Source organism: Gilliamella sp. wkB112 (assembly GCF_001690685.1).
Classification (GTDB): Bacteria; Pseudomonadota; Gammaproteobacteria; order Enterobacterales; family Orbaceae; genus Gilliamella; species Gilliamella apicola_J.
On the sequence record NZ_LZGL01000009.1, the window covers coordinates 473,954 to 487,192 of the forward strand.

Consider the following 13,239-nt stretch of genomic DNA (forward strand, 5'->3'; position numbering starts at 1 on the left):
TGTTTCCTTTTAAGATACTTTAATAAAATCTGCACGTAGTTTTTTTATCTCATCACGTAGCACTCCAGCTTTTTCAAATTCAAGATTTTGTGCTGCTTCATACATCATGGCTTCAAGTTCTTTGACTCTTGCTTGTACCTCTTTTACTGACACATAATGATATGGCTTACCAGGTTCGAAGGCTTGAACTTTAGCGGTAGCTTTTTTAGTACTTAATCCCGCATCTAAAATGTCTTTAATCTCTTTGCGCACTGATTTAGGTGTAATACCATGAGCAGTATTAAAATCTTGTTGTTTTTTACGACGACGAGCAGTTTCATCAATAGTTTTTTGCATTGCCGGAGTAATTTTATCCGCATATAGAATAGCTTTACCATTTACATTACGGGCCGCTCGGCCAACGGTTTGAATCAATGAGCTTTCCGAACGTAAAAAGCCTTCACGATCAGCATCTAAAATCGCTATCAACGAGACTTCCGGAATATCTAATCCTTCACGCAATAGGTTAATGCCAACTAGCACATCAACTTTACCTAGTCGTAAATCACGAATAATTTCCATACGTTCTACCGTATTGATATCCGAGTGTAAATATTTAACATTAATATTATGTTCTGACAAGTAATCAGTTAAGTTTTCTGACATACGTTTAGTTAGTGTGGTTACCAGTACTCGCTCGTCATTTTCAATACGAATTTTAATTTCCGACAACAGATCATCGACTTGTGAAGCAACCGGACGCACTTCTAAAATTGGATCTAATAAACCTGTTGGTCGAACTACTTGTTCAATGATTTCACCACCTGATTTTTCAATCTCATATTTAGCTGGGGTTGCCGACACATAGATTGTTTGCGGCATAATATTTTCAAATTCAGTAAATTTTAATGGACGATTATCTAATGCCGATGGCAAACGGAATCCATATTCAACTAAATTTAGTTTACGAGATCGGTCACCATTATACATCGCTCCAATTTGAGGAATGGCTACATGTGATTCGTCAATAAACAATAAACCATCAGCTGGCAAGTAATCAAACAGAGTTGCCGGAGGTTCACCCGGATTACGTTGAGCCAAAAAACGCGAATAATTTTCAATACCTGAACAATAACCTAATTCTGTCATCATCTCAATATCGAACAAGGTACGCTGAGTTAGCCGTTGTTCTTCAAGTAGACGATTATTGTCTAGTAATACTTTTTGACGTTCTTTAAGCTCTTGCTTTATTTGCGCAATCGCATTTTCCATAATGTTTCTTGGGGTTACATAGTGGGTTTTGGGGTAAATAGTGATACGTGAAACTTCGTTAACGCTACTCCCAGTTAATGGATCAAACAGCACTATCCGCTCGACTTCATCGTCAAACAATTCAACTCGTACAGCTAATTCGTCAGAATCAGCGGGAAAAATATCGATTACATCACCACGTACCCGAAATGTACCACGACTAAAGCCAATCTCATTACGAGTGTATTGCATTTCAGCCAAACGTGCTAAAATTGAGCGTTGATCTGTGATAGTACCTTTAGTTAAATGCAAAATCATTGACATATAAGTCTCTGGTGCACCTAAACCATAAATGGCGGAAACCGAAGCAACTATAACTACGTCACGGCGCTCTAATAACGATTTAGTAGCTGATAAGCGCATTTGTTCAATATGTTCATTGATAGATGCATCTTTTTCAATAAATGTGTCTGTTGAAGGCACGTAAGATTCCGGCTGGTAGTAATCATAATAAGAAACAAAATACTCCACCGCATTTTCCGGGAAAAAAGCTTTCATTTCACCATATAATTGTGCCGCCAATGTTTTATTTGGCGCGAGAATAATTGTTGGGCGATTATGTTTAGCAATTACGTTAGCCATAGTAAAGGTTTTACCCGATCCGGTTACACCCAATAGCGTTTGATGGGCTATTCCATCTTCAAGATTTTGGTTGATCCTTTTAATTGCTTCTGGTTGATCACCAGCAGGTTTAAAATCGGAACACAATTTAAATTTTTTCATTACATCGCAACCTAATATTTTACCTATTAATAAAAATTATCCCCAAAAAGACTTGACCTTTAAAAATCTTATATTTTTTGTTCTATTAACATAAAAACTTATAATTATGGCATTAAAATTACACCTTGATTTATGATAACTTATTGATATAAAACATAATAGCAATTCATGCTTAAGTTATAACCAAATCAAGTTAAAACCTGATAGCAACTGTAATTATAGCTTTTTTCAATGAACAATCCACAGAGTTATCCACAGGCATCGGGGATAACTCTATAAGTATAGTTGCCATCTCTCTTTTTCAATGGTCAAGCTAAATTTTCATGAAAAAAATAATTTATTTTCATTGATTGTTTCTATTTTTAAATAGCTATTAATAGCTGATAGCTAACAATCTAATTAACTCGCTCTAACTTATATTGATAGTTATGATCTAAATCAGGCTCAAAAGTTAATCGATGAGTGATGCATTTTGGTGCATCTTCTGCATGATGAGATACAAACAGTAGTTGGCTATAGCCGTTATTAATTAACCGATCTATCCAACGTTTAACTAATTCACGATTTAGCTGATCTAGTCCTTGCAATGGTTCATCCAAAATCAGTAATGTTGGATGTTTTACTAAAGCTCTTGCGATCAACACCAAGCGTTGTTGCCCCCAAGAAAGCGATTGAAAAGGATCATTTGATTGCTTTTGTAAACCAAGTAATTGTAACCATTGATCAACTAATTTATTTTGTTTATCACTCGTTGCTTGATAAACACCTATTGAATCAAAATATCCTGAGAGTAATACATTTTTAACACTGACACTGACTCGGTAATCTAAATGTAAACTACTACTGACATAACCAATATGTCGCTTAATGTCCCAAATAGTTTCTCCAGAACCTCGTTTGCAACCAAACAAGGTTAGATCATTACTATAACCCTGCGGATGATCGCCAGTAATCAGACTTAATAAAGTAGATTTACCCGCGCCATTTGGTCCAACAATTTGCCAATTTTGTTTAGCTTTGACTTGCCAAGTTAAACCATTAATTATGATTTTATCCGCATATTTAACATAACCATTGTTTAAAACAACTCTATCTATGTCATTATCTAACTTAACTGGTGGTTCATCTGCTTCAGGTAATAAAACATTTTGCATTGTTTCCATCTCTGCCAGTTGTTTAACTGTAGCGTCTTCTAATATGGTTACTCTACTACCAATTTTCAATAGTTGGCAATCAGCAAGTACACCAATAGTTTCAACAAAAGATGGAATTTCATTAAAACGATTCAAGACCAGTACAATTGTCACGCCTTGCTGGGACAATTCGCCAAGTTTTGCCGCTAAATTTTCACGAGATGCAACATCTAAACCATCAAAGGGTTCATCTAATATTAGTAAATCAGGTTGATTTATTAAGACGCGACAAAGTAATGTCTTTCGAGTTTCTCCAGTTGAGAGATATTTAAAACGTCGAGATAATAAATGCTCAATACCAAACTGTATGGCTAATTGCCGACAACGTGCTTCATCAATTGTATATTCTTGAATAATTTGCGCAGTAGTTAATCCGGTATCAGTTTCCCCTTCACTAAGCATGTCTGTGTTATTACGTTGCCATTCATCATCAATAATTTTTTGTAGTTGTTCAAACGAAATGTGAGCGATTGATTTAAATTCATTAATGACATTTCCGGATAATAAGGTCTGTTCACCTGCTAATATATTGACTAAAATTGATTTACCACTACCATTGCGCCCAACAAAAGCAACACTACTTACAGGTTTGATAGTTAATGATTTAATTAGAAAAACCTTATAATCACTAATTTTGTAGCGCGCATTTGTTATTGTTAACATGTCGATCCTCGTTGTGCTAGACCAATGTAGCCACAATTATATGTTCCGGGTGAATAGACAATCTAGTTTGCTGACCTTCTGTTAAGCCTAATTGTTTAACTATGTCTGTAGGTTGACTAGCATATAGTGTTATGCCAGAGGCTAAGGTCAAAACAATTTCGCTCCACTGACCATCACAAGTTATTTTATCAACTGTCACCAGTAAACTATTTTCACCACTATCAGTTATGTTAATCAGCGGTGCTTTAATCAACAGTAATACTGTTTTTTCAGCACTTAATTGCAAGCGCTCAACGCTATGTTGGGTAATATACACTTTTAATTCTGTTTGCTCATCACTTAATTTAACAGTAATAAAACCAGCTATACCGTTAGTGAGAATTTGCTGTACAGTACCATATAATTGATTTCGCGCACTGGTTTGCAAGGATAATTTAGCGGTGGTTTGTAAAATATCATCAAGCGGGACTTGGTCATCACTCAATATTTTAAAGGCATTATGCTGTATTTGTGTTAATAGATCATAAAGCTGAATAAACCGCACTGCATAAGCACTGAGTTTGGTCCCGCCACCGTTTTTACCACCAGTGATAGTATTCAAAAATGGCTTGGGTGCCAGTTGATTAATTTCCTTAATCGCATCCCAGGCAGTTTTGTAACTAATATTAATTAATTTTGCCGCTTGAGTTAACGATCCTGTTTGTTCAATTGCTTTTAGTAAAGCGATACGTCTAGGATCCGTAAAAAGTTGATGATTTAATTTTAGTGTTAGTAAAATTTCCGGAGAAAACATTAGTGAGATACCATTTTAAGCTAAAATTTAGACGGCTTTATCATTAGTTCATTGTAGACTTTTTTTATCCTTTCATCAAAATTTGTCACTGATTTTAAGTTTAGTTGTACTTTATAGATCAATTTTGATAGCATCGATATATATTATTTTATATAACGAATGTTTGGTTGTTAATATTAGTCATTGCTGATATTGATGATATCAATAAGCAATTGATGAACCGCCTATTAATCATCATACAAATAACTAACTTATTAATTTTGTGAGTGAGGAACTAAATGAAAAAATTGATTGGATTATTGCTGGCTATCTTAGCTTTAGCAAACTCATATTCTGCATCTGCTTTAGAAAAGGTTACAGTATTTGCAGCTGCATCATTAACTAATGCCATGCAAGATATTAGTGTAGCTTATAAAGCAGAACATAAAGATGCAGATATTGTGTTTTCATTTGCCTCTTCGTCAGTTTTAGCTAAACAGATTGAGCAAGGAGCTCCTGCTGATATTTTTATGTCTGCAGATCAAAAATGGATGACTTATCTAATCGACCATAAGTTAGCTAAAGATAAAGAAGATCTACTAAAAAATACTTTAGTACTAATTGCACCCAAACAATCTAAATTAGATAAGGTTGAAATTAATACTAGCACTAATTGGGCGACTATTTTACCTAAAGGTGAGCGAATCGCCGTTGGTGATCCAGAACATGTACCTGCGGGACTTTATGCTAAAGAATCATTAACTAATTTAGGAGCATATGATAAATTATCACCACAATTTGCACCAACAAGTAATGTCCGTGACGCTTTAATGTTAGTGGAACGTAACGAAGCGATATTAGGCATTGTTTATAGTACTGATGCGAAAGTTAGTGATAAGGTAAAAATTATTGGTACTTTCCCAGCTGATACCTTTAAGCCAATTGAGTATCCAATTACTTTATTGAAACCAGAAGCTAAAAATTTTTATCAATATCTTAAAACACCACAGGCTAAAACTATTTTTGAAAAATACGGATTTGTAACTAAGTAATATATTAAATAATATGCTACTAACAGATTTTGAATGGCAAACATTGCTACTTAGCTTAAAAATCGCTGGAGTAGCAATTATATTTAGTCTGCCTGTTGGAATTTTAACCGCATGGATTTTAGCTCGTTGTCAATTTCTTGGTAAATCTTTATTTGATAGTTTTGTGCATCTTCCATTGGTATTACCTCCAGTAGTATTAGGTTATTTATTACTATTAACCATGGGTAAACGAGGCATTTTGGGTGAGTGGTTGAATCACTATTTTAATATTAGTTTTAGCTTTAATTGGCAAGGGGCAGCACTAGCTTCGGCTGTAGTGGCCTTTCCATTAATGGTACGGTCGATCCGTTTGGCCATTGAGTCAATTGACACCCGTCTTGAAAATGTTGCACGTACCCTTGGTGCACATAAATTCCGAGTATTTATCACAATAACTTTACCATTAGCATTTCCGGGTATTTTGATGGGAATTGTTCTAGGATTTGCTCGTTGTTTAGGTGAATTTGGAGCTACCATTACTTTTGTTTCGAATATCCAAGGAGAAACTCGTACACTACCTCTGGCAATGTATACATTGTTACAAATACCAGATGGAGAACAATCGGCAATGCGTTTGTGTATTATTTCAATTATTTTATCTTTAGTTGCATTGTTCTTGTCTGAAATGTTGAATCGATGGCATAAACGAAAACTAGCTGGATAAAATATATGCTCAAACTACATATTAAAAAACATTTGGCTTCATTTTCATTTGTATTTAACCAAGACATAGAATGTCAAGGTATCACCGCTATTTTAGGTGTTTCAGGTTCAGGTAAATCAACGCTAATTAACCTTATAAATGGTTTAATCAAACCAGATATCGGTAGTATCATCCTTAATGAAGTTACTCTAGTTGATACTGAGCAGAATATTTTTATTTCTCCGGAAAAACGACATATTGGTACCGTTTTTCAAGATGCTTTGTTGTTTCCACATTATAAAGTTATTAAAAATCTGACTTATGGTACTAACCATAAATTACCAGAAAGATTTAATGAAATTGTCGATGTTCTCAATATTCGTCCATTATTAAATCGTTATCCCGCTATGCTTTCCGGTGGTGAAAAACAACGTGTAGCAATTGGACGGGCATTATTAACTAATCCCAAATTATTATTAATGGATGAGCCGTTATCAGCTTTAGATATGCCACGGAAAAAAGAACTTTTATCCTACATTGATAGTTTAGTCAATGAATTAAAAATACCAATTATTTATGTTACTCATAATATCAATGAAGTAAAACGTATTGCGGATGAAGTAGCAATTTTAGATCAAGGCAAACTATATGATTATGGCAAAACCGAAATTATTTTACAAAGTGATTATTTAAAACAATGGTTATAAAGTTGAATATTGTCACTGTTACTTTCTTGCTTAATATATGAAACCCCATCATGCCATGCACCAAGCACAATTCTTTTTACCGGCTTCTCATTGATTAAAAAAACATGAGTTGCTGGTTTATGGGTATGACCATGAATCATGATATCAGCATGATATTTAATCATCATTTTCACGACAGTTTGTTGATTAACATCCATAATAGTTTCCGATTTCACTCTATTATGTTGACTACTTTTTTGGCGCAATTTTATTGCTATTTTTAATCGAATAAACAAAGGCATGCATAAAAATAGTTTTTGTAACCAACTACAATGCATGATTTTACGAAATCTTTGATAGTGTGGATCATCGGTACAAAGCAAATCTCCATGTAGAAAAATAATACTGTTTTCTGACTTCACTAAGCAATTAATATCGGTTAATAATGTCATATCACAAGATTTGGCATATTGTTTACCTAATAAAAAATCACGATTGCCACAAACAAAATATTTTTTAATATGCCGATTAGATAAAGACTGTAATGCACTAGCTATTTGTTTATGCAAGATAGAATTGACATCATCACCAACCCAATAATCAAACAGATCACCTAAAATATAGAGTTCACAATTATCAGGTAAAGTATCCAAAAAAGATAATAAGCCCGCAGTAATTTCGGGCTCATCATCGGTTAAATGGATATCGGCAATAAAATAACGAGTTGGATTATTCAACCGTAACACTCGAAATTAAAACATCTTCAACCGGAACGTCGGAATGCATACCATTACGACCTGTTTTTACCGCTTTGATTTTATCAATAACTTCAAGTCCATCAACTACTTCAGCAAAAACACAATAACCATAACCATTAACATCAGCTGAACGATAGTTTAAATAATCGTTATCAACCACATTAATAAAAAATTGAGCAGTAGCCGAATGCGGATCTGAAGTGCGTGCCATAGCTAAAGTACCACGATTATTTTTGAGTCCATTAGCTGCTTCATTTTTAATTGGCGCTTTAGTCTTTTTCTGTTTCATATCAGGTTCAAAACCACCACCTTGAATCATGAAATTATTGATTACACGATGAAAAATGGTGTTGTTGTAAAAACCTTCTTTACAATAATTAACAAAATTTTTAACCGTTTCAGGAGCTTGATCGTCAAATGTTTTGATTTTAATGTCACCAAATGTAGTGTGAAATATAATCATAAAATGTTCCTTATTTTAATTTCTATTCAAAATAATTCTTTAAAACGTAAATCGTGAGTTTAAATAGAGATCTCTCACTTACTAAACTTTTCACACGCTTCAAGAGTATTACTCATTAGCATGGCAACAGTCATTGGCCCAACTCCACCAGGAACAGGAGTTATCCATCCAGCTTTTTGGGATGCAGCAGCAAATTCAACATCACCAGCAAGTTTACCATCAGGCAGGCGATTAATACCAACATCAATGACTATTGAACCAGGTTTTATCCATTCACCTTTTACATAATTAGGGATACCTACACCCGCAACTACAATATCGGCATTACTAACATGTTTAGCTAAATCAACGGTGCGACTATGAGTTATAGTTGTTGTACAACCCAATAACAATAGTTCAAGAGCCATAGGACGACCAACAATACTGGACGCACCCACTACGGTGGCATTTAACCCAGAAAGTTTTACTCCAGTTGACTGCAACATTTTTATGACCCCATATGGAGTACAAGGTCGTAAGATAGGATCACGTTGTAATAAATGACCAATATTATAAGGATGAAAACCATCTACATCTTTACAAGGTTCAATTCGTTCCAACACTTTGGTTTTATCAATATTATCCGGCAAAGGTAGTTGAACTAAGATGCCATGAACATCATCGCGTTGATTTAATTCGTCAATAAGTGCTAATAATTCTTGAGTCGTAGCAGTAGGAAAGTCATAAGCAAATGAGGTGAATCCAACATCATCACAGGCTTTTTGTTTATTTTTAACATAAATTTTTGAAGCTGGATCTGAGCCAACTTGTATTACTGCTAGACCTGGAACAGTTAATCCCGCTACAATTCGTTGTTTTACTTTAGTAGCAATTTCATTTCGCACTTGTTGTGCTAATGCTTTTCCATCAATTATTTTTGCTGTCATCAGCTTGCCAATCCTCATTAAATTAATGAGCTATTCTCGCAAAAGATTTTATTAATGTCTATTCACAAGTAAATTGATTACTGCAGTTCAGCTAAGATTTGTTGATATTGTTCGTCTATATTAGTAATAACGGTACAAATATGAGCATCAAAAGCTTTTAATTTTGGTTTTTGAGTCTTCCATTCATTTTTAGAAATTTGTTTAATGGCACTATAATTTTTTAATAAATCGAATTGTAAAATACTGCTGCCAACCACGTTATAAAAAATATGTTGTCCAATATCCTCACCTTCTTGTCTGATATTATTATAATTCTGGTAATAGAATCGGGTTTCACCATTATCAGTTAAGATTGACCGGCGTAACAATTTAACCAGTCTTTTATATAATTTATTCAATTGACTATGCAATTCATTGTCATCACCTAATTTGGTTTTTATCGCCTGATCAAACGTTTGTTTTACCTCACTCAAAAGGGTAAAAGCTTGTTGTTCTAACTGTGGTAATTGTTGACGCAAGTCTTGTTGAAATTGTTTGGTTTCCTTTATTAATTTCGGATCTAGGTTCATAGATTTATTATTCAATACTACCTCACCCTTCGGGGTGATTATCAAATCAGTTGTTTTATTAAAAATATGGACATTTACTTTATTTATGACAATGTCATAACTTGGGTTAACTTTACATTCCTTGTGTGCAGCAAGTAGTGACATAGGCACTAATAATGAAATAAATAACAGTTTTTTTAACATAACTACATCCTAGCGGTTCACCAATGAGATTAGAACTACTCACCAATAAAAAATAATATAACTTTCATTTAATGTTTTAGTATTCATTATATTTTAAGTTAACACCTTAATTTGATTTTACTAATCAATAATGTTTAAAAAATTTACAGTTAAATCAGAGTTACTAATTATAATCGTTTTCTGGCTTTATAATAGTATGATCGATAGATATAATCTATTTAACCAAATATGAATATCTGCTTTTTTTTCTATAAAAGTTAAGTATAGTAATTATATTTATTAAATAAACAATTAGAGGTGATGAATGTATACTGTAATTTTTGGGCGATCTGGCTGTCCTTATTGTGCCCGAGCAAAAGAATTAGCCGAAAAATTATCCCAAGAACGTGATGATTTTTCCTATCGTTATGTAGATATTAATGCCGAAGGTATTACTAAAGAGGATCTATCCAAAAGTGTGGGGAAAACTGTAGAAACTGTGCCACAAATTTTCATTGACGAAAAACCAATTGGCGGATGTACTGACTTTGAAGCCTATGCCAAGGAACATTTAGGCCTTTATAAAGACTAGGCCTAATTACTAATTTAGTTGTATACCTTAAATATGCCACCACACAGTGGCATATTTTTTATACGAATATATGGTTAGTTACCGACCGGGTAGTTTTTTCCAAGTTACTTCATTACGCAAATAAGTTGGTTCTACATCTTCGACAGAGATTATTTGATTATTTTGCCATTTATGATTTGCAATCATGACAAGATCTTGTGCTTGAGGTAATAAAATATCACTTTGCTGGATATTTGTAAGCATATTGGGATAAGTTTGCCAACCAGTTCCTGCACTATAGTAATTTATGGAAACTTGTTTAACTTGTTCCACTATCCTTTCGGGAGCAATGACACATTCTGGAATGACCGCCTGCCATTGATTGTTAACCAACTGATATTGACCAAGATAAACTTCATTCATTCTGGCATCAATTGCAGCTACTACACTATTTGCCTGTTGAGTACGGTAAACTCCTTGAGCCAAGGTCATTAATGTTGATACGCCTATCATCGGTTTATCAACTCCTAAGGCTAAGCCTTGAGCAACACCAATACCAATCCGAACGCCTGTGAAGCTACCTGGGCCTTGCCCAAAGGCAATTGCATCAACTTGGGAAAGAGCACAATTTGATTGTCTCAATATTTTGTCAATCATTGGTAAAATCTGTTGCGTATGATCACGAACGGATATAATAAAATCATGAGTGATCTCATTACGATATAATAAAGCGACTGAACAAGCTTCAGTCGAGGTATCAATGGCTAAAATAGTACTCATCGTTTTTCCAGAAATGTTTAACTTATGTAGATTATTTTTTAGTTAATAAAAAATTAATTACGTTATTTATATCTCGCGTTCTTGGTGAAGGCGGTAAGCTATTAATAAATGTTGCCCCATAAGATCTCATAACTAAACGATTATCACAAATAATAACTGCACCACGATCATTATGGTGACGGATTAATCTTCCAACACCTTGCTTTAAGGTAATAACAGCCTCGGGTAATTGTACCTCATTAAATGGATCTCCACCTTGCATTTGACAATCTTCCATACGAGCTTTAATTAAAGGATCATCAGGCGAAGTAAATGGTAATTTATCTATAATAACACATGATAAGGTATCCCCTCTGACATCAATCCCTTCCCAAAAACTACTGGTAGCAATTAATAAAGCATTACCATTGTGAATGAATTGTTCTAATAATTTAACTTTACTAGTTTCACCCTGCACTAAAACTAATAATTTAGTCACTTCTCGAAATTGTTTTGCCAAAGCATTCATCATGGCATACGAAGTACATAAAAAGAAACAACGCCCATTATTAGCTTCGATAACAGGTAACAAAATATTAACCAGTTTTTCGGCATTACCTTGTTCATTAGGGGAAGGAATATAACGCGGAACACACATGATGGTTTGATGCACGTAATCAAATGGGCTTTCTAATATAAGCGATTCTGCGTTAGTTAGTCCCAAACGTTTAGTAAAATAATCAAGCTGATTATCGACTGATAACGTAGCGGAAGTAAAGATCCAACTACCTTTACGTTCATTTAATAACTCAGTAAATTTTTCAGCCACTGATAAAGGTGTTAGTGCAAAAACAAAATAATTATAAGAGCTTTCATACCAATAGCTAAAACCAGGAACTTGAGTGTCAGTCAATCTTTTCAGCAATAAGTTATATTGATTAACTCTTTCAAAACAATTATCTAATGTTGTTGAACGACCTACCGCCAGTAATAAAACTTCCTGACAAAAATTTAAAGCATCAAAAAGGAAAGATAGCTCTTGTTTTACTGTCGGTTGCTTAAATAAATTACGTAAATTCCCTTTGGCATTTTGTTGATTAATTGCAAGTCTTAAATCTTGAGTACATTTTTGCAATTTATCTGCACATTGTTGTAACTGTGACATGTCTTTAACCTCAGTACGGTAACTGAGATTAATTTCTTTAGCTAGGTCAAATAGTTGGCGACTAGTTAACTGTTGACCGAAATAATGACAAGCTAAATCCGGAAGTTGGTGTGCTTCATCAAAAATCATCACTTCTGCTTTAGGAATTAGCTCACCAAACCCGGTATCTTTAACTACCACATCAGCTAAAAACAAATGATGATTTACCACCACAATATCAGCATTTAATGCGCGTTTACGGGCTTTAACTACATAACAATCATTATAATGTTTACACTCACTACCGAGACAATTATCGTTGGTGCTAGTTAATATTGGCCAAATTGTATTATCTTCAGTTACAGTAGTACATTTGCTAATATCACCATCCTTAGTTTTGATTGACCAGCTTTTAACTCGAACTAAATCGACTCGTAAATCTTTATCAAGATCACCTGCGGCAGCATATTGATGATGTAATCTTTCTAAACATAGGTAGTTAGCACGCCCTTTAAGCAGAGAAACTTTGCCAGTGTAATTTAGTGCTTTTTTTATAATTGGTAGATCTTTACTAAAGAGTTGTTCTTGAAGATTTTTAGAACCAGTTGAAATAATAACTTTTTTATCACTACGTAATGCAGGTACTAAATATGCAAACGTTTTACCCGTACCTGTTCCGGCTTCAACAACTAGTGATTGTTGTTTTTTTATTGACTCAGAAACTTTACTTGCCATGTTCCGTTGTGGTTCTCTAGCCACAAATCCATCGATCGTTTGAGCCAGTAAACCATTGTCAGCAAAATCATCAATCACTTAAAAAGTACCT

Annotated in this window: 13 protein-coding genes; 4 read left to right on the forward strand and 9 right to left on the reverse strand. The window is 34.1% G+C overall.

Translation table 11 applies throughout. The features are described 5' to 3' along the window. Positions 1-9 precede the first annotated feature (9 nt). From uvrB to A9G12_RS04560, 3 genes are all read right to left on the reverse strand, one after another. Positions 10-2,013, reverse strand: a complete 2,004-nt coding sequence (gene uvrB / locus A9G12_RS04550; protein ID WP_065564665.1) for an excinuclease ABC subunit UvrB — start codon at positions 2,011-2,013, stop codon at positions 10-12. Positions 2,014-2,408: 395 nt separating this feature from the next. Next, the gene (gene modF, locus A9G12_RS04555) at positions 2,409-3,875 is read right to left on the reverse strand and encodes a molybdate ABC transporter ATP-binding protein ModF (RefSeq protein ID WP_442903470.1); all 1,467 of its coding nucleotides are present in this window, start codon (positions 3,873-3,875) and stop codon (positions 2,409-2,411) included. A gap of 10 nt (positions 3,876-3,885) precedes the next feature. Next, positions 3,886-4,662, reverse strand: a complete 777-nt coding sequence (locus tag A9G12_RS04560) for a TOBE domain-containing protein (protein WP_065564667.1) — start codon at positions 4,660-4,662, stop codon at positions 3,886-3,888. Between the two features lie 278 nt (positions 4,663-4,940). Here A9G12_RS04560 and modA point away from each other — a divergent pair, with 278 nt between their 5' ends. Genes modA through modC form a run of 3 tightly spaced genes read left to right on the forward strand, consistent with a single transcriptional unit; the run spans position 4,941 to position 7,082 of the window. After that, positions 4,941-5,693, forward strand: a complete 753-nt coding sequence (gene modA / locus A9G12_RS04565) for a molybdate ABC transporter substrate-binding protein (RefSeq protein ID WP_065564668.1) — start codon at positions 4,941-4,943, stop codon at positions 5,691-5,693. Positions 5,694-5,706: 13 nt separating this feature from the next. Further along, positions 5,707-6,396 (forward strand): molybdate ABC transporter permease subunit, encoded by a 690-nt coding sequence (modB, locus tag A9G12_RS04570; protein WP_065564669.1) that lies wholly within the window; start codon positions 5,707-5,709, stop codon positions 6,394-6,396. Between the two features lie 5 nt (positions 6,397-6,401). Next, positions 6,402-7,082: a molybdenum ABC transporter ATP-binding protein gene (gene modC, locus A9G12_RS04575; protein ID WP_065564670.1), complete on the forward strand. Its 681-nt coding sequence runs from the start codon at positions 6,402-6,404 to the stop codon at positions 7,080-7,082. Here the strand turns inward: modC and A9G12_RS04580 are convergent. The 4 genes from A9G12_RS04580 to A9G12_RS04595 all read right to left on the reverse strand — a co-directional run bounded on the left by A9G12_RS04580 (position 7,061) and on the right by A9G12_RS04595 (position 9,960). Then, positions 7,061-7,798, reverse strand: coding sequence for a UDP-2,3-diacylglucosamine diphosphatase (locus A9G12_RS04580; RefSeq protein ID WP_065564671.1), 738 nt, complete (start codon positions 7,796-7,798; stop codon positions 7,061-7,063). The genes modC and A9G12_RS04580 overlap by 22 nt on opposite strands. After that, positions 7,791-8,282, reverse strand: coding sequence for a peptidylprolyl isomerase B (gene ppiB / locus A9G12_RS04585; protein WP_065564672.1), 492 nt, complete (start codon positions 8,280-8,282; stop codon positions 7,791-7,793). The genes A9G12_RS04580 and ppiB overlap by 8 nt, the downstream gene beginning before the upstream one ends. Before the next feature lie 74 nt (positions 8,283-8,356). Next, complete coding sequence (gene folD / locus A9G12_RS04590) at positions 8,357-9,208, reverse strand: bifunctional methylenetetrahydrofolate dehydrogenase/methenyltetrahydrofolate cyclohydrolase FolD (RefSeq protein ID WP_065564673.1); 852 nt, start codon at positions 9,206-9,208, stop codon at positions 8,357-8,359. Positions 9,209-9,285: 77 nt separating this feature from the next. Continuing rightward, positions 9,286-9,960 (reverse strand): DUF2884 family protein, encoded by a 675-nt coding sequence (locus A9G12_RS04595; RefSeq protein ID WP_065564674.1) that lies wholly within the window; start codon positions 9,958-9,960, stop codon positions 9,286-9,288. A gap of 304 nt (positions 9,961-10,264) precedes the next feature. On the opposite strand from A9G12_RS04595, the gene A9G12_RS04600 reads away from it, so the two are divergent. Beyond that, positions 10,265-10,531 carry a GrxA family glutaredoxin gene (locus A9G12_RS04600; RefSeq protein ID WP_065564675.1) on the forward strand — a complete coding sequence of 89 codons (267 nt, stop codon included), beginning with the start codon at positions 10,265-10,267 and terminating at the stop codon, positions 10,529-10,531. A 78-nt stretch (positions 10,532-10,609) separates the two neighbouring features. On the opposite strand, the gene tsaB is transcribed toward A9G12_RS04600, so the two are convergent. Beyond that, entirely contained in the window at positions 10,610-11,290 is a 681-nt protein-coding gene (tsaB, locus tag A9G12_RS04605; RefSeq protein ID WP_065564676.1) for a tRNA (adenosine(37)-N6)-threonylcarbamoyltransferase complex dimerization subunit type 1 TsaB, read from the reverse strand. Between the two features lie 31 nt (positions 11,291-11,321). Further along, on the reverse strand, positions 11,322-13,226 hold the full coding sequence (locus A9G12_RS04610) for an ATP-dependent DNA helicase (protein ID WP_065564677.1): 1,905 nt from the start codon (positions 13,224-13,226) through the stop codon (positions 11,322-11,324). Positions 13,227-13,239 lie beyond the last annotated feature (13 nt).